Origin of the sequence: Moraxella sp. TY6, assembly GCF_048551375.1 — a bacterium.
In the GTDB taxonomy this organism is placed as follows: Bacteria; Pseudomonadota; Gammaproteobacteria; order Pseudomonadales; family Moraxellaceae; genus Faucicola.
The window spans coordinates 78,307-104,161 of record NZ_JBLYZJ010000005.1 but is presented as its reverse complement, the minus strand read 5'-3'; the positions used below and the strand labels follow the sequence as shown (position 1 = coordinate 104,161).

General features: G+C 43.0%; 25 protein-coding genes. 13 read left to right on the top strand and 12 right to left on the bottom strand.

All coding sequences use genetic code 11. The features are described 5' to 3' along the window. The first annotated feature begins 81 nt into the window (after positions 1-81). From ACK1U4_RS05260 to pdxJ, 5 genes are all read left to right on the top strand, one after another. Positions 82-474, top strand: coding sequence for a DUF4845 domain-containing protein (locus tag ACK1U4_RS05260; protein WP_419400925.1), 393 nt, complete (start codon positions 82-84; stop codon positions 472-474). Between the two features lie 64 nt (positions 475-538). Continuing rightward, on the top strand, positions 539-1,294 hold the full coding sequence (gene rnc, locus ACK1U4_RS05255; protein ID WP_419400924.1) for a ribonuclease III: 756 nt from the start codon (positions 539-541) through the stop codon (positions 1,292-1,294). A gap of 15 nt (positions 1,295-1,309) precedes the next feature. Further along, entirely contained in the window at positions 1,310-2,314 is a 1,005-nt protein-coding gene (era, locus tag ACK1U4_RS05250) for a GTPase Era (RefSeq protein ID WP_419400923.1), read from the top strand. 6 nt (positions 2,315-2,320) lie between these two features. Further along, a complete protein-coding gene (gene recO / locus ACK1U4_RS05245; protein ID WP_419400922.1) occupies positions 2,321-3,070 on the top strand; it encodes a DNA repair protein RecO in 750 nt (249 codons plus the stop codon). Between the two features lie 23 nt (positions 3,071-3,093). Next, on the top strand, positions 3,094-3,828 hold the full coding sequence (pdxJ, locus tag ACK1U4_RS05240) for a pyridoxine 5'-phosphate synthase (protein WP_419400921.1): 735 nt from the start codon (positions 3,094-3,096) through the stop codon (positions 3,826-3,828). On the opposite strand, the gene ACK1U4_RS05235 is transcribed toward pdxJ, so the two are convergent. Further along, positions 3,825-4,376, bottom strand: a complete 552-nt coding sequence (locus tag ACK1U4_RS05235) for a pilus assembly FimT family protein (protein ID WP_419400920.1) — start codon at positions 4,374-4,376, stop codon at positions 3,825-3,827. The two genes, pdxJ and ACK1U4_RS05235, sit on opposite strands and share 4 nt — an antisense overlap. Before the next feature lie 563 nt (positions 4,377-4,939). Here ACK1U4_RS05235 and ACK1U4_RS05230 point away from each other — a divergent pair. The 4 genes from ACK1U4_RS05230 (at position 4,940) to ACK1U4_RS05215 (ending at position 10,312) form a co-directional block, all read left to right on the top strand. Continuing rightward, on the top strand, positions 4,940-6,097 hold the full coding sequence (locus ACK1U4_RS05230) for an OmpA family protein (protein WP_419400919.1): 1,158 nt from the start codon (positions 4,940-4,942) through the stop codon (positions 6,095-6,097). A gap of 177 nt (positions 6,098-6,274) precedes the next feature. Further along, on the top strand, positions 6,275-8,113 hold the full coding sequence (gene typA, locus ACK1U4_RS05225) for a translational GTPase TypA (RefSeq protein ID WP_419400918.1): 1,839 nt from the start codon (positions 6,275-6,277) through the stop codon (positions 8,111-8,113). Positions 8,114-8,344: 231 nt separating this feature from the next. Further along, a complete protein-coding gene (mscL, locus tag ACK1U4_RS05220; protein WP_419400917.1) occupies positions 8,345-8,764 on the top strand; it encodes a large conductance mechanosensitive channel protein MscL in 420 nt (139 codons plus the stop codon). A 249-nt stretch (positions 8,765-9,013) separates the two neighbouring features. Then, on the top strand, positions 9,014-10,312 hold the full coding sequence (locus ACK1U4_RS05215; protein ID WP_419400916.1) for a D-amino acid dehydrogenase: 1,299 nt from the start codon (positions 9,014-9,016) through the stop codon (positions 10,310-10,312). Here ACK1U4_RS05215 and phoR read toward each other — a convergent pair. From phoR to dtd, 3 genes are all read right to left on the bottom strand, one after another. After that, entirely contained in the window at positions 10,309-11,604 is a 1,296-nt protein-coding gene (phoR, locus tag ACK1U4_RS05210) for a phosphate regulon sensor histidine kinase PhoR (RefSeq protein WP_419400915.1), read from the bottom strand. The genes ACK1U4_RS05215 and phoR overlap by 4 nt on opposite strands. Before the next feature lie 24 nt (positions 11,605-11,628). Then, positions 11,629-12,327: a phosphate regulon transcriptional regulator PhoB gene (gene phoB / locus ACK1U4_RS05205; RefSeq protein ID WP_419400914.1), complete on the bottom strand. Its 699-nt coding sequence runs from the start codon at positions 12,325-12,327 to the stop codon at positions 11,629-11,631. Positions 12,328-12,494: 167 nt separating this feature from the next. Then, positions 12,495-12,938, bottom strand: coding sequence for a D-aminoacyl-tRNA deacylase (gene dtd, locus ACK1U4_RS05200; RefSeq protein ID WP_419400913.1), 444 nt, complete (start codon positions 12,936-12,938; stop codon positions 12,495-12,497). Positions 12,939-13,081: 143 nt separating this feature from the next. Here dtd and asd point away from each other — a divergent pair, with 143 nt between their 5' ends. Continuing rightward, positions 13,082-13,915, top strand: a complete 834-nt coding sequence (gene asd / locus ACK1U4_RS05195) for an archaetidylserine decarboxylase (RefSeq protein ID WP_419400912.1) — start codon at positions 13,082-13,084, stop codon at positions 13,913-13,915. A 59-nt stretch (positions 13,916-13,974) separates the two neighbouring features. Here the strand turns inward: asd and ACK1U4_RS05190 are convergent, their stop codons facing one another. After that, on the bottom strand, positions 13,975-14,598 hold the full coding sequence (locus tag ACK1U4_RS05190) for a class I SAM-dependent DNA methyltransferase (protein WP_419400911.1): 624 nt from the start codon (positions 14,596-14,598) through the stop codon (positions 13,975-13,977). A gap of 479 nt (positions 14,599-15,077) precedes the next feature. Between ACK1U4_RS05190 and ACK1U4_RS05185 the strand changes: the two genes are divergently transcribed. After that, positions 15,078-16,277 carry a multidrug effflux MFS transporter gene (locus ACK1U4_RS05185; RefSeq protein WP_419401005.1) on the top strand — a complete coding sequence of 400 codons (1,200 nt, stop codon included), beginning with the start codon at positions 15,078-15,080 and terminating at the stop codon, positions 16,275-16,277. Here ACK1U4_RS05185 and ACK1U4_RS05180 read toward each other — a convergent pair. Together ACK1U4_RS05180 and rlmH are read right to left on the bottom strand one after the other, a co-directional pair. Further along, the gene (locus ACK1U4_RS05180; protein ID WP_419400910.1) at positions 16,274-17,098 is read right to left on the bottom strand and encodes a DODA-type extradiol aromatic ring-opening family dioxygenase; all 825 of its coding nucleotides are present in this window, start codon (positions 17,096-17,098) and stop codon (positions 16,274-16,276) included. The two genes, ACK1U4_RS05185 and ACK1U4_RS05180, sit on opposite strands and share 4 nt — an antisense overlap. Before the next feature lie 326 nt (positions 17,099-17,424). Then, the gene (gene rlmH, locus ACK1U4_RS05175; RefSeq protein WP_419400909.1) at positions 17,425-17,919 is read right to left on the bottom strand and encodes a 23S rRNA (pseudouridine(1915)-N(3))-methyltransferase RlmH; all 495 of its coding nucleotides are present in this window, start codon (positions 17,917-17,919) and stop codon (positions 17,425-17,427) included. 252 nt (positions 17,920-18,171) lie between these two features. On the opposite strand from rlmH, the gene ACK1U4_RS05170 reads away from it, so the two are divergent. Both ACK1U4_RS05170 and ACK1U4_RS05165 read left to right on the top strand, forming a co-directional pair. After that, positions 18,172-18,702, top strand: coding sequence for a hypothetical protein (locus ACK1U4_RS05170; RefSeq protein ID WP_419400908.1), 531 nt, complete (start codon positions 18,172-18,174; stop codon positions 18,700-18,702). 50 nt (positions 18,703-18,752) lie between these two features. Then, positions 18,753-19,352 carry an HD domain-containing protein gene (locus ACK1U4_RS05165; protein ID WP_419400907.1) on the top strand — a complete coding sequence of 200 codons (600 nt, stop codon included), beginning with the start codon at positions 18,753-18,755 and terminating at the stop codon, positions 19,350-19,352. A gap of 283 nt (positions 19,353-19,635) precedes the next feature. Here ACK1U4_RS05165 and clpX read toward each other — a convergent pair whose 3' ends face one another. The 5 genes from clpX to ACK1U4_RS05140 all read right to left on the bottom strand — a co-directional run bounded on the left by clpX (position 19,636) and on the right by ACK1U4_RS05140 (position 25,708). Next, a complete protein-coding gene (clpX, locus tag ACK1U4_RS05160) occupies positions 19,636-20,925 on the bottom strand; it encodes an ATP-dependent protease ATP-binding subunit ClpX (RefSeq protein WP_419401256.1) in 1,290 nt (429 codons plus the stop codon). 141 nt (positions 20,926-21,066) lie between these two features. Next, positions 21,067-21,675 carry an ATP-dependent Clp endopeptidase proteolytic subunit ClpP gene (gene clpP, locus ACK1U4_RS05155; protein ID WP_419401259.1) on the bottom strand — a complete coding sequence of 203 codons (609 nt, stop codon included), beginning with the start codon at positions 21,673-21,675 and terminating at the stop codon, positions 21,067-21,069. 398 nt (positions 21,676-22,073) lie between these two features. Then, the gene (gene tig, locus ACK1U4_RS05150) at positions 22,074-23,411 is read right to left on the bottom strand and encodes a trigger factor (protein WP_419401258.1); all 1,338 of its coding nucleotides are present in this window, start codon (positions 23,409-23,411) and stop codon (positions 22,074-22,076) included. Between the two features lie 195 nt (positions 23,412-23,606). After that, positions 23,607-24,233 carry an RdgB/HAM1 family non-canonical purine NTP pyrophosphatase gene (rdgB, locus tag ACK1U4_RS05145; protein ID WP_419401255.1) on the bottom strand — a complete coding sequence of 209 codons (627 nt, stop codon included), beginning with the start codon at positions 24,231-24,233 and terminating at the stop codon, positions 23,607-23,609. 29 nt (positions 24,234-24,262) lie between these two features. Further along, positions 24,263-25,708, bottom strand: a complete 1,446-nt coding sequence (locus tag ACK1U4_RS05140) for an alanine/glycine:cation symporter family protein (RefSeq protein WP_419401254.1) — start codon at positions 25,706-25,708, stop codon at positions 24,263-24,265. Positions 25,709-25,855: the final 147 nt, after the last annotated feature.

Here is a 25,855-nt window from a genome sequence, read left to right as displayed (position 1 = left end):
CTATCAACTGGATGCCATACGTTTTGATGTTTGATGTTTAATTAATTTCCTATATTAATAATGATAATTTTGGAGCAAACCATGAATTTACCTAGTCAACAACGAGGTGCAAGCGTTTCAGGTATTGTGATTTTGATTGTACTGATTGTGGTATGCGGTAAAATCGGTATGGGCATTATTCCTGCCCAAATCGGTCACTATCAATTAAAAAAATCGGTGGCATGGGAACTTAAAAAATCCAATGATAATAAAGAAACTGATAAACAGTTTTTGAATAATTTGATGTCACAGTGGAATATTAATGGTTATACTCAAAAGCCAGAAGAAGTGATTGAAGTAGTGGATAATATGCCAGGGGCGATGAGCGTCAAATTGAATTATAGCGAAGTCAATAATTTCTTTGGGAATGTGGATATTGTCAATCGTTTTGAAGATACCATTACTGCAGAAGATGCCAAGCTTGCCAAACAATAAGGTAACATCGCCTTGTTGTGAATTTCGCTAAACCCTTATGTTCGCCAAATGATTAATGATTGACATGACTGATATTACACCACCCATTTTTGACCAAAAAAAACTACCGCCCCAAGTGCGTCAACTGACAGCGTTGTTTTATCAAATGGGTTATCAGTTTAGTAATATTAACTTACCAATTTTGGCATTGATGCACCGCTCGTATGACAGCGAGCATAACTATGAACGTCTTGAGTTTTTGGGCGATGCGTTGCTCGGTGTGGTCATTGCCGAAGCCTTATTTCAACGCAATCCCACGTATAATGAAGGGCAGTTGACTCGCATGCGTGCCACTTTGGTGCGTGAAGCCACCTTGGTAATTATTGCCAAAAACTTGAAGCTATCAGACTATCTGATTTTGGGTGTCGGTGAGCGAAAAGGCGGTGGCAGACAGCGTGCCTCGATTCTTGCTGATGCGGTGGAAGCGCTGATTGGGGCGATTTATTTGGACAGTGGCGATTTTAATACGGTCAAAGCCTGTGTTTTGGCGTGGTTTAGTGAGCTGTTTGATAAAGTCGATGAACAAAAAGTGCTAAAAGATGGCAAAAGTCGTTTGCAAGAGTTATTGCAAGCCCATCAAATTGCACTGCCACGTTATGAGCTTATTGATACGTTGGGCAATGCCCCCAATCAAACCTTTATTGTAGATTGTCATGTTAATTTTAGCCTTGATAATCAAATTTTTAATCATAAAACCAATGCTCAAGGCGAAAGTCGCCGTATTGCCGAACAACGCTGTGCTGAATTAATGCTATTAGAATTAACCAAACAACTTAATTAATGAATACCCAAATTTATGAATGAAACCAACGCTATGTTAGACCCAAATGATGATGTCATCGCCCAATTTTTTAACCCAAGCCAAGCTGAACCCGAGCGAGCCGAAGACTTTCGCACAGGTTATGTGGCGATTGTCGGTCGTCCGAATGTCGGCAAATCAACCTTGATGAACCATATTTTAGGTCAAAAACTGTCGATTACTTCACGCAAACCACAAACCACCCGCCATCGTATTATGGGAATTTATACCGATGAAGCCATGCAGGCGGTGTTTGTCGATACGCCGGGTATCCACGCCAAAGAAGTACGAGCCATCAACGAACGCATGAATAAGGCGGCCACCTCTGCGTTGGTCGATGTCGATGTGGTGCTGTTTGTGGTCGATGGGCTAAAATGGGTCAGCGATGACGAGCTGGTGTTTGCCAAAGTGCAAAACCTTGATGTGCCTGTGGTTGCTGTGGTAAATAAAACCGATACGGTTGATAGCCGTGTCGAAATGTTTGCGTTATTGCAAAAACTACATGATACAGGCGTGTTTGCTGATATCGTGCCAGTTTCAGCATTGCGTGGGCAAAATTTGGACGAATTGCTAAAAGTCATTGGTAAACATTTACCAATCGCCGAGCCGATTTATGCTGCCGAGCAGGTCACTGACCGTTCTGAGCGTTTTTTAGCCAGTGAAATGATTCGTGAAAAAGTCATGCGTAGTTCAGGCGATGAGATTCCGTATGACTTGACCGTGCAAATTGATACTTTTAAAGATGAACCTGCCCACCAAGACCCAAAAACTGGCAAATGGCGAAAAGCGGTGACCTTTATTGATGCGACCATTTTTGTCGAACGTCAAGGGCAGAAAGCCATCGTCATTGGCGATAAAGGCGAAAAAATCAAACAAATTGGCATTGATGCACGGCAAGACATGGAAGCGATGTTTGGCAAAAAAGTTATGCTGACTTTGTGGGTGAAAGTCAAAAAAGGTTGGTCGGATGATGAAAGAGCCTTAACCAGTTTGGGCTATTAAAAAAGCGTGCGAAACCAACCACTCACAGGCTACGTTTTACACCAAAAACCGCATGGTGAAAGTCGTAGTCTGATTTATTTTTTTACCCAAGAATGGGGCGTGGTACATGGCATTGGTAAAAAAAACTTGCCGTTATTTATGCCGATTGCCTTGTTTGCCACAGGTAAAAACAGCCTTAAAACCTTTAGCCAAAGTCAAGTGATAACATTTAACACATCATTGACAGGGCAGGGGCTATTTGCAGGGCTATATCTCAATGAAATTTTGCTCAAATTATTACCAGTTGAAGAACCGCTCGGCGAATTATGGCTAGGCTATCAAGGCACGATTCAGCAGATTTCACAACTTTTTCAAACTTCAACTACAGATGATTTAACCCTATTAAAATGGCAATTACGTCAGTTTGAAACCTTATTATTTGATGAATTGGGTTATGGCTTGGATTTTAGCGTGGATTCGTTTGGTTTATCTTATCAAGCCGAACAAGTTTACCGTTATCAACTGCAACAAGGGTTTGTTGATCTGTTAGCATTGGATAAAGCAGATTTTGTGGTGACAGGCGAGCAAATCCAGCAATGGCAAGCGTGTTTGCAAGACACTGCTATTTTTGAGCAAAGTTTGGCAAACACACCGCAATCAACGACACATGTACTCAATCAAATGGGTGGTATCTATCGCAATATTTTGGATAATTTGTTAAATTATCAGCAGTTACAAAGCCGTGAATTGTGGCGACAATTTTTGCAATATCAATAATTTATAAATAAATAGGCAAGCCCATGAACAAACCGTTATTAGGTGTTAATATTGACCACATTGCCACGCTCCGCCAAGCACGAGGCGTAAACTATCCAGACCCTGTTGAAGGAGCGTTAATTTGCGAGCAAGCAGGGGCAGATGGTATTACCTTACACTTGCGTGAAGACCGCCGTCATATCCAAGATGATGACGTATATCGCTTAGCAAAGGTGATGACCACACGCATGAATTTAGAGATGGCAGTGACCGATGAAATGCTTTCCATCGCTTGTGATGTCAAGCCTGCATGGGTATGCCTTGTACCAGAAAAACGCCAAGAGCTCACTACTGAAGGCGGACTGGACGTGATTGGCAATGCGGATAAAATTGCCCATGCGATTGCAAAACTGCATGCCGTTGGTACGCAAGTATCGCTATTTATCGACCCTAGCCACGACCAAATTGCCAAAAGTATTGAATTGCAAGCCGATGCCATCGAAATCCACACAGGGGCGTATGCGGAATATTGGCTGGCTAATGATGAAGATGCGGTTGATACTGAGTTGATTCGTATTCGTGATGCGATTGGTTTTGCCAAAGCCACTCAGCCAAGTTTGTTGGTGAATGCGGGGCATGGTTTGACACGTTATAATGTCGCACCGATTGCGAATTTTGAAGGTATCCATGAACTCAATATCGGTCACGCCATCATTGCTGATAGCGTATTTATGGGGTTAGAGAACGCCGTGAAAGCCATGAAAGAAGCGTTTTTTTAACAGTTAGTCGCTTCATCACTGTCTTTTTTCAATTTAATAATCCCTGTTTTGCTAAAACTAATTTTAAACTTATATTTATTGTCACCATCCGTTGGGCAATATTTGATGCTCCCCATATAGCCGATGGGTCGCCCACTGTCAGGTTTCATAATAATATAGCTTTTATTTAGTGCTACACTAATCGCTACTTCACCAAAACGATTGTCTAAGGTTTGTATTTGTTGAGTGGTTTCAGTGGGGCTGTCGATGCGGTGGTTGTCATTTTTATCAATAAAACTAATGAGTTGTGTGCCATTAGTTAGGACACATTCGTAGTTGTCATTGGCAACACATAAGGTAATCGGTGACTGATAAACCAAAGCTAATTGCTTAGAATTATTTAAAAAACTATGTATTTTGGTTGCAATAGTTTTGCTTTCCATATTTTTAAATTCATCAAGTGCCATTGGACTAATCAAACCTAACAAAATCACTAGAATTGCTATGCTTGTTAATAACTCTACCAAGGTAAAACCTTGATTTATATCGCTAAAATAATATGACAACATCGTAACATATCCTTATGTTTTCATGCCTTTTATAAAATTTCCATTCAATTCAGTGAACAATTATACACTAAAAAGCATTCGCAATCACCTTAATCCTCGCATTATTCCAATAATTTGATAGTAAGGCATTACCAAAACTCAAAAAATGTTTTTTAAAAAAGCTGATTAAACGCTTAAATATTAATTTAAAGTAAAGGAATGTGAATAAAATGTAGTTTTTAGTGATAAACCTTGGCGATGAGCTAGTAAAATAAATCGGAGTATATTAAAATTTAAAGCATGTCAAAACCCAGTCTATGAATGTTTCTTTAGATTTTGGTTTTTATAAGGCATATATGCGTGTTATAAACCAAGCTATTGTTTAATAACAATCATAACATAATTGTGATAATCGTGTAATAATGTGTAGCAAAGTAAAAAAAAGCGTTGTAAACTTACTTTGCAACCGTTAAGCTATATTCAAAGTATCAACATTGCTCGTTTGTATAGTAACATTGATTAAACAATGCGATGTTGTGAGTTATTTTAGTTGTTAACTTAGACTACCCTTTGGAGGAAAATCCATGAAGTTAAATAAAATCGCTTTGGCTGTTGTTGCAGCCGTTGCTATGCCAGTTGTTGCCAACGCTGGTGTTACTGTTACCCCATTAATCCTAGGCTACCACGTTGCTGAAGGCATCAATGATACTGCTGATAAGCAAAAAGAGCAATTTGGTGGTTATGCTCAAAAAGATGGTCTATACACGGGTGCAGGCTTTGGTATCGAGTTGACCCCAACCGTTGCTCTTGAGTTAGAATACGGTGAAACTTCAACTGATTCAGTTGATGCTAAGGGTAACACTCAAGAAAACCCTACTTTTGAAGAAAAAATGTACTCAGGTAACTTTACCGTTGGTACTGAAACCTTCACTGGTTACACCAATAGCAAAGTAAAACCATACGTATTGGTAGGTGCTGGTCAATCAAAAACTTCTCTTGTAAGTGGTAATGAAAAAGCAACCTCAACTGATACCATTGGTAATTTAGGTCTTGGTGCTTACTACCGTCTAAATGATGCGTTGAGCCTACGTGGTGAAGCACGTGCAATCCACAACTTCGACCACAACTGGTGGGAAGGCATGGCATTGGCTGGTTTGAACGTAGTTCTAGGTGGTCACTTAGCTCCAGCAGTAGCCACAGTAGAGCCTACTATTGTAGAGCCTGTTGTTGTTAAAACAGACGGTGATGCAGATCAAGACGGCGTCTTAGACAGCGTTGACCAATGTCCAAATACCCCGTTAAATGTCGTAGTTGATGCAAATGGCTGTCCAAAACAGTTAGATCAAACTGATGCCCTACGTATGGAACTTCGTGTGTTCTTTGACAATGACAAAACTGTCATCAAAGATCAATACAAACCAGAGATCCAAAAAGTAGCAGAAAAAATGAATGAATATCCAAATTCAACTGCTTCTATCGAAGGTCATGCGTCAAAAACTGGTCCATCAGCACGTTATAACCAACGTCTATCAGAAGCCCGTGCAAACGCAGTGAAATCAATGCTTGTTAACCAATACGGCATCGCTCCAACTCGTGTTAGCACTGTGGGTTATGGTTATGACCGTCCTATCGCAGACAACAACACTGCTGAAGGTCGTGCAATGAACCGCCGTGTATACGCTATCATCACTGGCAACAAAACTGCCACTGTGACTCAAACTAAAGATATGAACGTACAATAATCTTTAGTGGCGATACCATAGATCCAAAAAAGTCACCCTTTGGGGTGGCTTTTTTGTTGCTTGTCAAAAAATTCATCAATATTTCACGATTCGGTGTTATACTAGCCATCATTTTTCCCCTACCTGTTATATAGTCAATATATAGCCCAGCTATTTTCTTAAACGAGTTATTTTTTTATGTCAGATTCAATCAAAAATTTACGCAATATTGCCATCATTGCTCACGTTGACCACGGTAAAACCACCCTTGTGGATAAATTATTACAACAATCAGGCACATTCGGTGAGCGTGCTGCCGAAGTTGAGCGTGTTATGGACTCTAACGCCCTAGAGCAAGAGCGTGGTATTACCATTCTTGCCAAAAACACGGCGATCAAATGGACAAATCCTAAAGACGGTGTAGAATACCGTATTAATATCGTGGATACCCCCGGTCACGCCGACTTTGGTGGCGAAGTAGAACGTGTGATGTCTATGGTGGATTGTGTACTATTATTGGTTGATGCGGTCGATGGCCCAATGCCACAGACCCGTTTTGTGACCTCAAAAGCCTTTGCTCGTGGTCTAAAACCGATTGTCGTGATTAATAAAATTGACAAACCCTCGGCTCGCCCAGATTGGGTTATGGATCAAGTGTTTGACTTGTTTGACAACCTTGGTGCGACTGACGAGCAGTTGGACTTCCCCATTGTTTATACCTCAGCGATGAATGGTATTGCAGGTCTTGCCCCTGATGAGCTAGCGGAAGATATGCAACCATTGTTTGAAACCATCGTGAATGTGGTCGAAGCCCCACAGGTTGACGTGGATGGTTCATTCCAAATGCAAATTTCTAGCCTTGACTATGATAACTTCAAAGGCTTGATTGGTATTGGTCGTATCCAACGTGGTTCAGTCAAAACCAATACCCCTGTTACCATCATTGATAAAGAAGGTAATAAGCGTAACGGTCGTATTCTACAAATCATGGGCTACCATGGTCTTGACCGTATCGAAGTACCGATGGCACAAGCAGGCGATATCGTGTGTATCACAGGGATTGATGGTCTGAATATTTCAGACACTATCTGTGACCCACAAAATGTTGAAGCCTTGCCTGCGTTGAGCGTTGATGAGCCAACCGTAAGTATGACGTTCCAAGTCAATAACTCTCCGTTTGCAGGTAAAGAAGGTAAATTTGTCACCTCTCGTAATATCCGTGAGCGTCTTGAGCGTGAATTGATTCATAACGTGGCATTGCGTGTGGAAGACACTGACAGTCCTGACAAATTCAAAGTATCAGGTCGTGGCGAATTGCATTTGTCAGTATTGATTGAAAATATGCGCCGGGAAGGTTTTGAGCTAGGCGTTTCTCGTCCAGAAGTTATCGTGCGTGAAATTGATGGTGAAAAACAAGAACCGTTTGAACACGTGATTTTTGACGTAGAAGAACAGCACCAAGGTGCAGTGATGGAGCAAATGGGCTACCGTAAAGGTGAATTGACCAATATGGAAGTCGATGGCAAAGGTCGTATTCGTATTGAAGCCACTGTCCCATCTCGTGGTTTGATTGGTTTCCGTTCAGAGTTCTTGACCATCACCTCTGGTACAGGGATTATGACGTCAAGCTTCTCACATTATGGTCCAGTCAAAATGGGTGATGTGGCGAAACGTCAAAATGGTGTGTTGATTTCAATGGTGAATGGTACGGTATTGGGTTACGCCTTGTTTAACTTACAAGAGCGTGGACGTATGTTCGTATCACCACAAACCGAAGTGTATGAAGGTATGATTGTCGGTCAAAATTCTCGCAGTGATGACATGGTTGTCAACCCAACCAAAGCCAAACAGCTTACCAACGTACGTGCCAGTGGTACGGATGATGCGATTATCTTGACCCCACCAATTATCTTTACCCTTGAGCAAGCCCTTGAATTTATTGAAGATGATGAGTTGGTAGAAGTCACACCAAAATCAATCCGTTTGCGTAAGCGTTATTTGACTGAAAATGACCGTAAACGTCAAGGCAGAAAATAAGGATTGCATCTAAGCTGGTACAGTATTGTTACCAATTTATGAGCATCAACTTACGAAATGCTACAAAAAGCCTGTAATAATTACAGGCTTTTTTCTCTATGATAAGCGAAATTTTATCGTTAAAATTTTCTTAAAAATCCCTGCTTAAAAATAGGGATTTTATCGCTTAACTTAAATCGCTATTAATTGCGATGGCTGGGATATGTATCCCCTCTATTTGAGGACAGTATTATGAGTATGATGCAAGAGTTTAAAGAATTTGCCCTAAAAGGCAATGTGATGGATTTGGCAGTGGGTGTAATTATCGGCGGTGCGTTTGGTAAAATCACCACGTCATTGGTCGAAGATATCATCATGCCAGTGATTGGTGCGATTTTTGGCAAGGTTGATTTTGCCAATATGTTTATCTTGTTGGGCGATGTCCCTGCAGGTACACCAGAAACCTATGAGGCGTTAAAAAAAGCAGGCGTACCCATGCTTGCGTATGGTAACTTTTTGACCATTTTGATTAATTTTATCATCTTGGCATTTGTGATTTTTATGTTGGTGAAATTTATGAACCGCATCCGTAAAACTGCAGAAGAAGCCCCTGCCGAGCCAAGCGAAGAAGTGGTATTGTTGCGTGAAATTAGTGCCAAATTGAGTAAATAATTCCAATTCCAAAAATTAAAGTCGTAGGGGCGTAATGCTTACGCCCTATTGAAGATTTTAAATATTGGGCTTATTCAATAAGCCCCTACAAATACGATATTTATCGGGCTTAGTATAAGCCCAGTTTTAGCAATAAAAGATTTGAAATAAAAAGCCTTAATCCACCCAGATTAGGGCTTTTTGCTATTTTGACGTGTTATACTAAAATTTCTCTTTTCAATGAATGACCAAATTAACCATAGGCATTTTGTGAGTAAACATATTATCGTGTTGGGCGGTGGGGTAGTCGGTGTCACCACCGCTTGGCAATTATCCAAAGCAGGCTTAGAAGTGACGCTGATTGAGCGAGAAAGCGAGGTCGCTTTGCAGACTTCGTTTGCCAATGGCGGTCAAATCTCAGTCTGCCATGCCACGCCGTGGGCGAATCCTAGCACACCAATCAAGGCAATGAAATGGCTATGGCGTGAAGATGCTCCCTTGTTGTTTCGTTGGCAACGCTTGATAGGGCGAGAGTTTGACCGTGAGTTATGGCGGTGGGGCTGGCAGTTTTTGCGTGAATGTACTGCCAAAAATGCCGATGCCAATTTGGTACAAATGGTGAATTTGGGCTTATATTCTCGTGCCGTGCTGGGTGAGGTGCGAGCCGAAACAGGCATTGATTATGACTGTTTGACCAAAGGCATTATGCACTTTTATACCAGTGAGGCGGAATTTGCCACCGCAATCGCCCCCACTGAGCGAATGCAACAGTTGGGTTGTGATAGGCGTTTAATCAGTGTCGCTGAGGCGGTTGGGCTTGAGCCTGCGTTAGCCAATATCGAAGCCAAACTGGTCGGTGCGACCTATACCGCCCTTGATGAGTCGGGCGATGCCAAACTATTTACCCAAGCCTTAGCCAAGCAATGCCAACAACGAGGCGTGAGGTTTTTATTATCCCATCAAATCGAGCGATTGGTGTATCAACGACAACAGATTATGTCTGTACAAGTCACCGATTTAACCACCCAGCAAACCCATCATTTATCCGCTGATGGCTATGTATTGGCATTGGGGAGTTATAGCCCACTGCTTGCCAAGCCGTTGGGGGTGGATTTGCCGATTTATCCTGCCAAGGGCTATTCGGCGACTTACCCTGTGCTAAAGCCCAACCAAACGCCTTATGTCAGTCTGATTGATGATGAGTATAAACTGGTATATTCACGACTTGGTAATCGACTTCGAGTGGCAGGCACAGCCGAGTTTAATGGGTTTAATTTAAGTTTGAATCCGATTCGTTGCCAAGCGATTACTCAGCGAGTGGGGGCGGTGTTTGGCGATGCGGTGGATTTAGCACAGCCGAATTATTGGACAGGCTTGCGACCCATGACTCCATCCAATGTGCCTATTATTGGGCGAGCGGTGAATCGTCAAGGGGTGATTGATAATTTATACCTCAATACAGGGCATGGCACGCTGGGTTGGACGCATAGTAATGGCTCTGCTAAAGCCATCACCGATATTATTTTGGGGAAAACGCCAAATGTGGATTTTGGGTTTGTGGGGGTTTAATCCACCAAGCTACTATGCGGAAATTCTATGGTAAATGTCGAGCCTTTCCCGACTTTAGAGTCGACTTTGAGTTTGGCATGGTGTTGATATAGCACGTGTTTAACAATCGCCAGCCCCAAGCCTGTACCGCCTGTTTCACGACTGCGACCGCTATCAACTCGATAAAACCGTTCAGTTAAGCGTTCGATATGGCGAGGCTCAATGCCGATGCCGTTATCCTCCACACTAAAACACACGCCATCGTCACAATTGTGCCAACTGATACTGATTTCACCACCTTGAGGGGTGTATTTGATAGCATTGGTAATTAGATTGCTTAATGCACTTCTTAGGTAATCTTCATAACCCAAAATATGTTGCTGACTGTCAATGTGCAGATGAATGAGATGGTCAAAGTTTTTGTTATACATTTGGGCATCGTCAAACAGTTGGGTCAGCAGTTTTGGCATATCGACATTGACAGGCTCTCTGGGTTTTTCGTTATTTTCAAGGCGTGATAATAGCAATAAGTCATTGATAATATTATTCATGCGATGACTTTGTTGCATCATTTGACCGAATGCCCGTTGCCAACGTGGGTCGATGTCAGGCTGTTCGCTGAGGGTTTCGACATAGCCCATAATGACGGTAAGGGGGGTGCGTAACTCGTGCGACACATTGGCAACAAAGTCTTTACGCATTTGCTCAAGGTGTTGCATGCGAGTGACATCGTAAATCATCATCAGTTTTTCTTGCCCAAATTGGGTGATTTCACATTGCACAAACCGCTCGGCATCTTGCCAGTGGGTGAGGCGAATACCATCCAAAAAATCTTCGGTATGATGATAATATTGATGAAATAATGGATTGCGAATAATAGTCAAAATATGTCTGTTTTTATCGGATGGGGTCAGGGATAACATACGGTTGGCAGATTTATTCCACCATAGCAGACAGTCACGCTCATCAATCAAGATAATGGCATCATTCATCGCCCCCATTGATTGACGTATTTTTTTGACCAATTCGATGGTTTGTTGATGGGCTTGTTGTTCTTGGCGATTGATTTGATACAAACTACTGGCGATGATGTCTAGATTGGTTTCAAAATTGGGCGGTGGCTCGTCCGTGTGGCGAGTTGCCCAGTTTTTGAAGCGTTGTAACATCAACAAAAAATACAGCTCATACGCCAATAAGCCAATCGCTAGCCCCCAGCCCCATTGATGCAACACGCCACCTGCCAATAGCCCTATCAATGCTACCATGAGCATTGGGATAAGCGTTGACCATAAGTTGATTTTTTTGGCGGTCATCTAGGGGTATCCCATGCTATGCCGTTAAGGGGTTTTATTAGAAAAACGGTAGCCTGTACCACGCACGGTTTGGATATAATCAGCAAATCCAAACGGCTCAAGCACCTTTCGTAAACGGCGAATATGCACATCAATGGTGCGATCCTCGACATACACATTACCGCCCCAAACTTGGTCAAGTAGCTGAGTGCGAGTGTAGGCACGCTCAGGATGGCTCATAAAGAATGCTAATAAACGGTATTCTGTCGGTCCAATTTCGACAGGCTTACTATTGGCACTAACACGCTGGCTGGCGGGGTCTAACGTTAACCCATCGATATTAATTGGCTTTTCGCCTGACAAGGCACTGCTACGGCGTAATACCGCCTTAATACGAGAAACCAATTCACGGGTCGAAAACGGCTTGGTGATATAGTCATCTGCCCCTGCATCCAGACCTTGGACTTTATTATCTTCTTCGCCTTTGGCAGTGAGCATGATGATGGGAATTTCGGACAACATTTCGTCTTTTTTAAGACGGCGACACAAATCAATCCCTGATAAACCGTTGGGCAACATCCAATCCAGTAAAATCAAATTGGGACGGTGGTCTACCACCAAATGATGGGCTTGGGCGACCTCCGAAGCTTGCAAACAATCAAAGCCTGCCATTTCAAGGGTGGTGATAATCATTTCACGGATCGCAGGCTCATCTTCGACCACTAAGATGGTTTCATTTTTCATAAGTTTCTCAATGATTTAGGACTTACGCAAAAATGATAAATGGTATAAAACTGCGTCAGTCCTATTATGATTGCCAAAGGGCAGGGAAATATGACAGCAATATTACAACCGAAAAATATGACAATAATGTGACAAAGTCTGGGCTAGGCTTGGATTTCATCACTAATTTAGCCGTTCAACTCAAAAATAAAGTTAATCGGACCATCGTTGCAACTGCTGACCTGCATATTTGCCCCAAATTGCCCTGTGGCGACATTCGGATATTGCTGATTGGCGTATGCCACGATTTGCTCGAATAACGGCTCGGCAAGGCTAGGGTGCATGGCAGGCTTGAAGTCTGGACGGCGACCATTTTGGGTATTGGCGAGTAGGGTGAATTGCGATACGATTAATAGTCCGCCTTGCACCTCGCTGACGTTTTTATCCAATTTACCCTGTTCATTTTCAAATACACGGTACGTGAGGATTTTATCAATCATCTTTTTGCCAATATCGAGTGTGTCTTCATGCCCCAGCCCTAGATATACCAACACGCCTTGGTTGATTGCTCCCACGCTGATACCATCGACTTCGACTTTGGCAAAATGGACTCGTTGCATAACAGCTTTCATGGTATCCTCGTTGGCGTGGTTTTAGTGATAAGGGCTTGATAAAGGGTTGATAGGGTTTAATATTATGGGGTTTTTGATTATAATAGTCCGCTGTGCCAAACGGCAAGCGTATTTTTCATTTGAGCCAACATTTTGAGCCAACTATGACTGTATTTACCACGTTACAAAACCTCGTTCCCCAACAAACTTTGAGTGAAGTGGCAGGTAGACTTGCCCAAAGCCGTCACCCTTGGGTCAAAAAAACCTTTATTCGTACCTTTGCGACAGCTTATGGTATCAAATTGGATGAATATGAACGCCGTAGCCTGTCACAGTACGACAGCTTTAATGACTTTTTTACACGTGAACTAAGGGCAGATGCACGCACCATTGATGCGGATACTGACAGCGTGGTATGTCCTGCCGATGGTAAAGTATCACAAATCGGTCAAATCAACGACCAACAACTGCTTCAAGCCAAAGGCAGAACCTACAGTGTCGCCCAATTGTTGGGAGATTTTGAGCTGGGTAAAGCCATGACCGATGGCAGTTTTGCCACCATTTATCTTGCCCCAACCAATTATCACCGTGTGCATATGCCATTTGAAGGGACATTGGTTGAAACCATCTATGTACCCGGGCAGTTATTTTCGGTCAATAACGAAACTGCCGAAAATATCCCAGATTTATTCGCTCGTAATGAACGCTGTGTTTGCGTGTTTGATACCGAATTTGGTAAGGCGTGCGTGGTGCTAGTGGGGGCGATGATTGTCGCAGGTATTGAAACGGTAGCGACAGGCAAAATCAAACGCAGTGACAAAGTCCAACGTCAAACCCATGATGTCAAATTGGCAAAAGGCGATGAATTGGGGCGATTTTATCTCGGCTCAACAGCGATTGTTGTGTTGCCAAAATCGGCAGGCACAGCGTGGACAGCAGGTTTATATAATGGTGTACCTGTAAAAATGGGACAGAAATTGGGGATTTTTACCAAATAACAGGCGGTAAAAGGTTTTGATAAAAGGGCGTAAGCATTACGCCCCTACCAAACAAGTGCTTATAATTTTTTTGCTGTTAACAATAAAATCTCGTAGGTATGGTTGGGGCGTTGAATGTGACTGACTACCTCACAACTGACCTCACCAAATCCCATCGCAGTGGCAGTTTCTACCAAAAAACTTGGCTCAAAACCATGATGAAACACGCCTGTATCTTCGCTATGAAAACTGCCATCTTCGGTCGCCAAATCCGCCAATGCAATAAAGCCCCCTTGATTTAATAATTGCGAAAATTGGGCAAATAAGGCATTGATATCTTTAACATGATGCAACGTCATCGAAGAAATAATCCCATCAAAAGTGTGGTCAAAATGCACCTTATCATTGACCAAATCTTTTTCGATAATCGTCACTGCACAGCCGTGTAATTTGCCATGTGTATCAAGTTTTTTGCCAAGTTCGCTATTCATACTGGGCGATACATCAATGGCGGTGATAGCGTGGACGTGTGGGGCAAGGCGTTCTAATAGCAAACCTGTGCCAGAGCCAAAATCCAATAGCTTCATGGTGGGGTCAAGTGTGATATGTTGACGAATGGCTTGAGCGATGTTGTCAACGTTTTGTACTCTGGGGCTGGATTGGTCAAAGGTACTGGCTTTGTGGGCGAAATAATCTTGGCTCATGGTGTTTCCTAGTCGTCATATTCATTTTATTTTACCTGCGTTTAAGGCTTGGAACAAAGTTTTTAGTCCATAATTACTAATATTCAACATAAACTAAATGATTAAAACAGTTATTTTAGCTTTGATTATTTATAATAGGCGGTCTATTTTTTATAGTGACGCAAATCAGAAACCTTACTTTGACATGTTGGGCGTATTCAATATGCTCTTACAAAAATGTGTTATTTCTAGATTAAACGACTTAGGGCTTACGCAATTTTGGATAACTTTGCAAATAAAAAAGACGCTAGACCCCTGCCTTCGCAGGGGTGACGAGCAATTAAAATCTTTGTCGTCATTCCTGCGTATGCAGGAATCCAGTGTCTTTTGCGTAAGTACTATGACTATACCTTCCTGCCTCTTGAATACGATATTTTACCATGACTGACTCATCACCCACTGAACAACTCACTGAAACCCCTTCAGCCCCTCACCATGATATGGACTACCCAACGCTTTGGATTATGATTTTAGGGCTGATTATCGCCATTGGGCCTTTATCCATTGATATGTATTTGCCTGCAATTCCTGCGATGGCGAGCGATTTTGGCATTACCACGGCGTTGATGTCCAATTCTGTGCCTGCGTATTTTGTCGGTTTGGTGGTAGGGCAGTTGTTTTATGGCCCGATTTCTGACCGTATTGGGCGGATTAAGCCCTTGTATGTCGGTATGGTGCTGTATGTGATTGCCTCCGTCATCTGTGCCACCACGCACAATGAATATGTGCTGTTTGTCGCTCGTACCGCTCAAGCGTTGGGGGCGTGTGTGGGGGCGGTGGTGACTCGTGCGATGGTGCGTGACCGCTTGCATCCCAAGCAGATGGCTAAGGCGTTTTCATTGATGGTGTTGGTGATGGGGATTGCGCCGATTCTTGCCCCAAGTCTTGGTTCATTGATTTTAAAAGCCGCTGATTGGCGAGATATTTTTTGGTTTTTGGCAGGATTTGGCGTGTTAAATATCGTGCTAACCAAGCTATTTTTGCATGAAACCCTCAGTGATAACAACCGCAATACCCAACCAATTGCACAGCTTTTGGGGCAGTATGGGGCGTTGCTTAAGGATAATACCTTTAATTATCCTGCGATTGGGGCAGGCTTGCTGATGGGTGCGATGTTTGTGTATATCAGTGCCGCCCCAGAGCTGATTATGGAGGGGTATGGGGTCACGCCACAGCATTTTAGTTGGATTTTTGGGATGAATGCGGCAGGGTTTATTGGGCTGACACAGGTCAATCAATTTTTGGTCAATCGCTTTCGTTTGGTGATGTTGCTACGCTTTGGGGCAATCGTGCAGGTGATTGCGTCTGGCTGTCTGATGGCGTTGGGTTTGATGTATGGCACACAGGCGTGGTTGCCGTTGGTGCTTGCGAGTATTTTCTGTTGTATTGCAGGTCTTGGCTTGACTCAGCCGAATGCAGGGGCGATTGCGTTGGCGTTTCAGAAACGCCGTGCAGGGATGGCGAGTGCGTTGCAGGGGTCGCTGAATTTTATGGTGGGGATTTTTGGTGGGTTGTTGTTAAACTTTTTCCCACTTAATGCGGTGGCAAAATTGGGCGTGACGATGTTTATTTTAATGGCGTTGGGAACGTTGTTGGCGTTTAAAATTGACAAAAATCTCGATGTAGCGAATGTGGATTAATCAAACCGATAAATATCCATCCCCAAACTATAATGAGCAAAACTTTCATGCACCACGCTCATCATATCACCTGCCCCCATTGCAAAAAATAACGGCAATAAATGCTCAGGCGTGGGGTGGTTGTGCTTGGCAAGCGGATGACTAGCCCAGTCGAGTGCTTTGGGCTTATCGTGTTTTAGCTGATTAATCAGCCAATGTTTAAACTCGCTCGTTTCATCTTCAACCTCACAGCTATCAAACCGCACTTGGCGTAAATTATGCGTGACACTACCAGAGCCAATAATCAACACTTGCTCTTGTCGCAATGAGCTGAACACCGCTCCCAACTGATAACAGGCATAACTGTCAAAATGATACGGTAACGAAATCTGCACGATTGGCACATCCGCTTGCGGGTATAGGTGCATGAGCGGTGTCCATACACCGTGGTCAAAGGGACGTAAGCGATTGACGCTCGCCTGTATGCCAAGACTTTGTAACTGATGAGCCAAGCTTTCGGCAACGTCTGGCTCGCTTTTGGCAGGGTAGTCGATTTGATAAAGTTCACTGGGGAAGCCATTAAAATCATGCCAAGTCGCAGGGGCAGGGTTACCATTAATTTCAAGATGCTGACTTTGCCAATGAGCCGACATCATGATAATTAACTTGGGTTTTGGTAGGTTCTGCCCAATTTTATTCATCGCTTGGGTAGTGGCATTATTTTCTAATGCTATTATCGGTGAGCCATGCGAAATAAACAAACTCGGCAAGGTCTGTAAAGCAAAAGGGGAGGTTGGTAATAAATCTTTGATGGATAAACTATTTTCTTGATGTTGGTTCATTAGAATTTCTTTAAATGTTTAGTGGATTGTTGATATAATATATAAAGTTGGTTTGGTGGAAAACAATAGGAATTACGCAAGTCGTGAATTTATTTTACTGATTAAAGACGCTAGACCCCTGCATTCGCAGGGGTGACGAGTAATTAAAAATTTTTCGTCATTCCCACGAATGTGGGAATCCAGTGTCTTTCATATAAGTTCCAAGGTTATGAAAACACCAATCACCAAAAATAAACGGTAGGGGCGTAATGCTTACGCCCTATATTTGAAATGATGTAATTGGGCTTATGCAATAAGCCCCTACAGACCAAACACGCCAACCCCATCTAAAAATAATCCCCTCGATGATACGGATGATGGTTAATAATGGTCATCGCACGGTACAACTGCTCCATCAATAGCACTCGTACCAACGGATGCGGTAACGTCAAGTTTGACAATGACCATTTCATATCCGCCTTTGCCAATACTTCTTTGCTAATGCCGTCCGCACCGCCAATCACGAATGCCATATCATCGCCAATCTGCATATTTTCTTGGATTTTTTCGGCTAAATCTTCGGTTGACCAGTTTTTGCCCCGCACATCAAGGCAAATCAAACGTTCACGTTTAGCAGACTGGTGGGCTTGCAAAATCAAACCGCCTTCGGTGATGGCGTATTTTTCCAGTTCGGCAGGTGAGGGATTTTTGGTGCGTTTACAGGCAGGGATTTCGACCATCTCGGTGGTGAGCATGGGTTGAATGCGTTTGTGGTAGTCATCAAACCCTGTTTGCACCCAAGCAGGCATTTTTTGTCCAACGGCAAGAATTCTGGCTTTCATAATATTCCTATGGTGAACTTAGGTTTACTATTCACAATGCGTTTTACGGTAGGGGCTTATTGCCTCAGCCCAACAGTGAAAATATTGAATAGGGCGTATTCAATAAGCCCCTACGATTTTAAATTTGGAGTTTGGTAATTTTAATTTGTAACGAACTATTATAGCATGGTTGCTTCGTGCAAAAAGATAAGCCAACAGACAAAAAAACAGGTAACATAAGCCTAACTCCACTTTTATCAAATCAATATTATCATGTCAAAAAGTCCCCATTCGACCAACTATGCTAAACAAGATTATGCTAAAAAAAGTCAAGACAAACAAAATTCCGACAAAAAGCCTGACAAAAAACCCTCACTGCTATGGCGAGTTGCCAAATGGTCGGCATTAGCGACCGCCACCACAGGGGCAGTCACTACTTTAGGCGTGGTCGGTGGCTGGCATTACCTCAAAAGCGATGCCAAACACCGCCGTCAACATTTACAAGGCTATCATAATGAAGTCAGTGTACAGAGCTATTGTGGGCGTATCGAAAAAACCCCCAACGGGCTGACGCTGGTCACCGATGCCACCAGTTATCACCTGCACGACCCAATGGCAATTATTGATGATTTAGCTAAAGAAGCAGGCATAACGCAAGCCCCACGCCAAAAGGTCTATCATTTTGATGGCTGTGTGATGGCAACCATTAGCCCAAAAGGGCATTATGGCTATTTGGGGCATTTGCCGTATCAATTGACCGTGGTTGAGCCTTATAGCCCTCAAGGTGAGTTTTACCAAAGCTAACAGCAACCATCGCCTCAATCAAGTATGTTAATTTTTATAGAAGTCATCTTATGCAAACCATCATCCATTATTTACTCGCCATTGATGCCCTCAAAAACGTCAATCGCCGAAATTACATCACCCCTCACCCCAGCACAGGCGAGCAACGCCTTGAAAACTCTGCCGAGCATTCTTGGCATTTGGCGATGGCGTGTTGGGCGTTTAATGCGTATTTTAAACTGGGGTTAAACCAAGAAAAATTGCTAAAAATGGCATTGGTGCATGATTTGGGTGAGATTGATGCTGGCGATACGTTTTTGTATGCCGATAACCGTGCCACCGCCCATGTGGGCGAGCGGATGGGCGTGGTGCGATTGGCAAATTTGGCAGGGCAGGTCGCACCGCCCTTGCAGGATGAGTTACTGAATTTATGGGATGAGCAAGAGGTGGGCGACAGTCAAGAAACCAAACTGCTCAAAGCCATCGACCGTATATTGCCGTTTATGCTAAATATGGTCAGCCAAGGTGGGGCGTGGCGTGACCATGCGGTGAAACGCTCACAAGTGGTAAAAGCCCAAGCCTTTATTGAGCAGGATTTTCCCAGTATTCATGCGTGGATAACTGAGCAGATTGACGTAGCGGTGGTGAGTGGGTGGTTAGTTGATGATTAACCTCAATTTAATGTTAGGCTTAACGCAATCAGATAATTTAAAAATAAAATGTTCTTAAGGTAAGGTGCATCATACGCACCTGTTGAAGATATTTGCATTAAATATAGTCGTTTAAACTAGAAATAAGACAGTTTTTGTAGGGGCGTATTGCATACGCCCAAAATTTAAAGTCTTATTTTTGATTTAATTCACTGTAGTGCGTGAAACGCATCTTACACAATTGATAAGGGCGTATTCAATACGCCCCTACAAATTTGTCTTACTTCATTTAAAAGAATAAAAATTAGCTGACTTTTGGCTCTTGATTATCATTAATCACCGCCTCATTCACCGTGATGGTCTTGCCTGCTTGCATTGAAGGCAATTCATACATGGTATCAAGCAACGCATTTTCGATAATTGAACGTAAGCCCCTTGCCCCTGTGTTGCGTTTTAATGCTTGTTTGGCGATGGCAATCAATCCTTCTTGGGTAAATTCAAGTTTGGCATTTTCCATGTTAAACAAGTATTCGTACTGCTTGACCAAGGCATTTTTGGGTTCAGTCAAAATCTGAATCAAGGCCTCTTCGTCCAACTCTTCAAGTGTTGCCACCACAGGCAAACGTCCGATAAGTTCTGGAATTAGACCAAATTTAATCAAATCTTCTGGCTCGACTTGTTTAAATAATTCACCGATTTTTTTGGTATTGTCTTTGGGTTTGACATCCGCATTAAAGCCAATGCCTGTTTTTTCGGTGCGTTGCTGAATGACTTTATCCAACCCTGCAAACGCCCCACCACAAATCACCAAAATATTGCTAGTATCGACTTGAATCATCTCTTGATTGGGGTGCTTGCGTCCGCCTTGCGGTGGCACATTGGCGACTGTTCCCTCGATAAGTTTGAGCAAGGCTTGTTGTACACCTTCGCCCGATACATCACGAGTAATCGATACATTTTCACCTTTTCGGCTGATTTTATCGATTTCGTCAATGTAGATAATGCCTCGTTGGGTCTTTTCGATATCGTAATCCGCTGATTGTAATAGCTTTAATACGATATTTTCCACGTCTTCACCCACATAGCCTGCTTCGGTGAGGGTGGTGGCATCGGCGATGGCAAAGGGAACATCTAGCACACGAGCCAAAGTCTGAGCCAGTAGGGTCTTACCAGAGCCTGTCGGTCCAATCAGCAAGATATTACTTTTGGATAGCTCAACCATCGCATCATCTGCCCCAGTGTTGACAGGCACTTCAGGCTCATCACGCAACACATCAGCGGCTTTTAGGCGTTTGTAGTGGTTATACACGGCGACTGCCAAGGTTTTTTTGGCACGGTCTTGCCCAATCACATAATCATCAAGGTGTTTACGGATTTCTTTGGGCGTGGGCAATTTGCGGTCTGCCCAGCTTTCTCTTAATGCGGTGGCAACTTCGGTGCTAGTATCACCAAAAGTTTCTTCAATCAAGTCTTCACACAGCTCAATACATTCATTACAGATATTGGCATCACCTTTGGGGCTGGCGATTAGTTTGACGACTTCAGATTGGGCTTTACCACAAAATGAGCAATGCGGTTCAAACAATTTTTTCATGGAGTACTCTTTTTGGTAAGCAATAAGACTTATCTTTTCTTTTATAGTGCATTAAATCAAGCATAATACGTTGATATTTTGGGAGTATGCAATACGCCCCTACAAAATTTGTATTATTTCTTATTTAAACGACCCTATCAATTACGCTAATGTTGGGCGTTTTTGTAATACTTCATCGACCAAACCATAGGCTTTGGCTTCTTCTGCATCCAACCAATAGTCACGTTCTACATCACGTTCGATTTTTTCGAGCGGTTGACCTGTGCGTTCTGCCAAGATTTTATTCAATCTGGCACGGATTTTTAGGATTTCTCGGGCATTGATTTCGATGTCAGTGGCTTGACCTTGTGCCCCGCCTGATGGTTGGTGAATCATCACACGAGAGTTTGCTAACGCATAACGTTTGCCTTTTTCGCCTGCCGCCAACAAGAACGACCCCATGCTATACGCCCCACCCATACAGATGGTTGACACTTCGGGTTGAATGAAGTTCATGGTATCAAATACCGCAAGCCCTGCACTCACTGAGCCTCCGGGGGAGTTGATGTATAGGTTAATGTCCTTTTCTGGATTTTCGGCTTCCAAAAATAATAACTGAGCGACAATCAAATTTGCCATGTGGTCTTCGACTTGACCTGTCAAAAACACCACACGTTCACGCAATAGGCGAGAGTAGATGTCAAATGAGCGTTCACCACGAGCTGATTGTTCCACAACCATTGGCACTAATGCTGATTGTGGCTGTACCATACCACGTGTCAAGGTATTTTGTACTTGACTGGTGGTAAAGGGTGAATCTAAGAATTTTTCTAACATATATTATCCTTGTTTGTCGTTATCTTAAATATGCAAAAACCCTTATAGAATATAAGGGCATTGCGTATTGAAAACAAGTGAATTATCTCACGATAGTGAATTAAATTAGCGTCATACGTTGAGGTGTGGGGCGTACTGAGTACGCCTTTACAAATGCTGTGTTATTGCTAAGTTAAATTACTATAAGTAAGTGAACAAAATTAAATATGGTTTTCCGTTCGCCCTGAGCTTGTCGAAGGGTAGGAAAACCGTTATGGTTCGACAGGCTCACCACGAACGGTTTTTTTATAATTTAAAATTGTTCACCTACTTAAACATCCATCAATATCGGTTTACATCAAGCCTTGTTGTTGGCTTGCCAATAGGTCTTGATAAGATACTTCTTTGTCAGTCACTTTACCTTGAGCAAGGATAAAGTCGACCACTTGGTCTTCCAATACCACAGCTTCGATATTGGCACGTTCTTGTTGGTTGTTGGTATAATAATCAACGACTTCGGTTGGGTCTTCGTAGTTTTCTGCCATGTCGCTGATGAACTTGGTCACACGCTCTTGGTCAACTTCGATTTTGTTTTTCTCGATAAGGCTAGCAATCAATACGCCCAAACGTGCAGAACGCAAGGCTTGGTCTTCAAACAATTCGTTTGGCAACATGTCTTTGCTGAAGTTATTTGGGTTTGCACCGAATTGTTGGGCAAAACGTTGTAACATCATGTCACGTTGACGCTCAATTTCTTGTTCTAGCATTGAAGCAGGGATTTCGATTTCGTTTTTGTCAAGCAACGCATTGAAAGTCGCTTCTTTGGCTTGTGAGCGAGCGGCATTTTTTACTTCACGTTCCATATTTTTGCGAACGTCTGCTTTTAGCTTATCCAAACCGCCTTCTTTCACGCCAAATACTTCAAAAAATTCGTCATTTAGCTCTGGTAAAGTGGCTTCTTCAACGGTTTTAACATTGATTTTGAATTGGGCTTGTTTGCCTTTTAGGTTTTCGGCTTGGTAATCTTCTGGGAAAGTCACCTCAATGACTTTTTCTTCACCAGCTTTCATGCCTTTGATACCGTCTTCAAAACCCGGAATCATACGACCGCTACCAATCACAAGGCTAAAGTCTTCGGCTTTACCACCGTCAAACAATTCGCCATCAATTGAACCTTCAAAGTCAAATTTCACTTGGTCGCCTTCAACCACTTCACCTTCTTTGGCAACGAAAGTTTGGCGTTGTTTTTGTAGGTTTTCAATCATGGTATCGACATCGGCATCGCCCACAGTGGCGACTTGACGTTCAACTTCTACTTCGCTCAAGCCTTGTACTTCCACGTCTGGGAATACTTCAACGGTGGCTTGGTATACCAAAAAGTCATTTTCAAGTTTGACATCATCAATGTTTGGCATACCCACGGCACGGATGTTTTCTTGACGAATCGCATCAAATACGGTATCACGAATGGTATCATTGATGACTTCTTGTTGGATACCTGCACCGTATTGGGCACGTACGTGAGAAACTGGTACTTTACCTTTACGGAAACCGTCAATTTTGGCAGTTTTAGCCACTTGTTGAATGCGTTTTTCGACACGGCTTTGTAGGGTGGCGACTGGCACTTTTACGGTAAGTTGGGTTTGTAGGTTTGATAATGTGTTGGTGGTAACTTGTAAGTCTGACATAATTGCCTTCCATTCCTGTAATTGAGAACAATAAACGATAAAAAAATCTGTGGGTCAATTTTATCGGTTCATGTAAATGAGCAATAACACCGAATTGTAGGGGCGTATTGCATACGCCCAAAAAATCGACAATCGTATGTTTGGTTTAATTTACGATAAAATTCAACCGAAAGTGATATAGTATAAATTAAAAGCCTATTAAAGTAAAAAATTTGTTGCGATTTGTCCCAATAAATCTTGCATTGCCATGCCTCGATGGCTGATTTGGTTTTTTTCGGCTTTATCCATTTGGGCGGTTGTTTTTTGTAAATTCGGTAACCAAAATAATGGGTCATAGCCAAAGCCGTTTTCGCCTTGTGGGGCTTCCAAAATTTCCCCTTGCCAAATGCCTTGAGCAATCAAGGGGAGGGAATCTTCGGCATGACGCACCAACGCCAATACGCAGACAAATTGCCCCACAATCGGCTTACCTCGAAACGGCAACAGCTCACGCAATAGTTTAGCATTGTTGGCTTGGTCTTTATTAATGGCAAAGTCTGGCTCATCTTGGGCATAGCGAGCCGAATAAATCGCAGGGCGACCTTGTAGCACAGGCACGCTAATGCCAGAATCGTCCGCCATCGCAGGCAATCCACTCAAACGACTGGCATAGCGAGCTTTGATTAACGCATTTTCGACAAAGCTCAAACCGTCCTCAACCGCATCGCCAATGCCAAATTCGGATTGCGGTAGCACTTGGATTGGCAGGTTAGCTTGATCAAATAAATGCTGAAATTCAAGCAATTTACCTTGATTGTTACTGGCGAGGACGATTTTGTCAAACATGGTTGTTCCTTTTGAATTTTTTTTGATGATTAATCTTGCCACGCATCACGGTTGGCTTCATTTTTAAGTTTAGGGAATAAATCTGGGTCGAATTTAATGTCACCCAATGGCTTACCCGATTTTAACTGACGTTCATAATCTTTGATAATCCGAAATGCCACTGGCGATAGCCACACAATCGCAATCAAATTAATCATTGCCATCAAGCCCATACTCAAATCAGCAAAGTTCCAAATCGCAGGTAAATCCGCCACTGCCCCAATCATCACCATCGACAATAACGCAATTCGCAATGCCAAAATTGCCAGTTTTGAGCTACGTTCACCTGTGATAAATTCGATATTTGACTCACCATAGCTATAGTTGGCAATGATGGAGGTAAAGGCAAAAAAGAAAATCGCAATCGCCACAAACGTGCCACCCCAACTACCGACATGGCTACTCATCGCTTGTTGCATGAGCTGAATCCCTGTCAATTTGGTATCATGCTCGACTACGCCTGATAATAGCACAATCACAGCAGTAGCAGTACAAATCACCAAAGTATCAATAAACACACCCAACATCTGCATAAAACCCTGTACCGCAGGATGGTCAGGGTAAGATTTGGCACTGGCGGCAGCATTGGGGGCAGAACCCATACCTGCCTCATTAGAAAACAGCCCACGGCGAATCCCATTCATCATCGCCTCTTTCACGGCCCAACCTGCCACACCGCCTGCGACTTGGTCAACGCCAAATGCACTCTTAAAAATATGGGCAATCGCTGAAGGAAATAGTGGTAAATGCGTGGCAATCACATAAAATGCCAAAATCACATATAAAATCGCCATCACAGGCACAATCAAGCTTGCCGCCCTTGCAACGGCTTTCATCCCGCCAAATACAATCGGTGTGGTAATTGCCACCAAAATTAGCCCCATCGCCCATGTGGGAATACCAAAGGACTGATTAAATGCCAAAGCAATGGTATTGGCTTGCACACCATTAAACGCCAAACCAAACGCAATCAACAAACACACCGAAAAGATAATGGCTAACCATTTTTGGTGCAAGCCTTTGGCGATATAATACGCAGGACCCCCACGATACACATTATCTTTGTGCGGTTCTTTGTAGGCTTGGGCGAGGGTAGACTCAATAAAACTGGTGTTCATCCCCACCAAAGCAGTGACCCACATCCAAAATACCGCCCCCGGCCCACCAGACGCAATCGCAATCGCCACACCTGCCAAGTTACCTGTACCCACTCGGGCTGCCAACGAGGTCATCAAGGCTTCAAATGAGCTAATACCGCCCTCTTTACCGCCTTGATGGGAAATTTTTAACAATCGCCATAAATGTCCAAAATAGCGAAATTGTAGCCCTTTGGTGGCAATGGTAAAAAATAAACCGACCCCAACCAACAAATACACCAAAACATTCCAAATAATGCCATTGGCATCATTCACTAAAGCATTAAACCAATCTAACATACCAAACCTTTGTATTAAATGAACAAAATAAGCTTATATTCTAAACCATTTATTTAGCAAAAGATAAAAAAATCTTATCAATCCTCCTAAAATTCCCTACCAATGACCCATAAAACCCCAATAAAAAAGCCGACTTTCGTCAGCTTT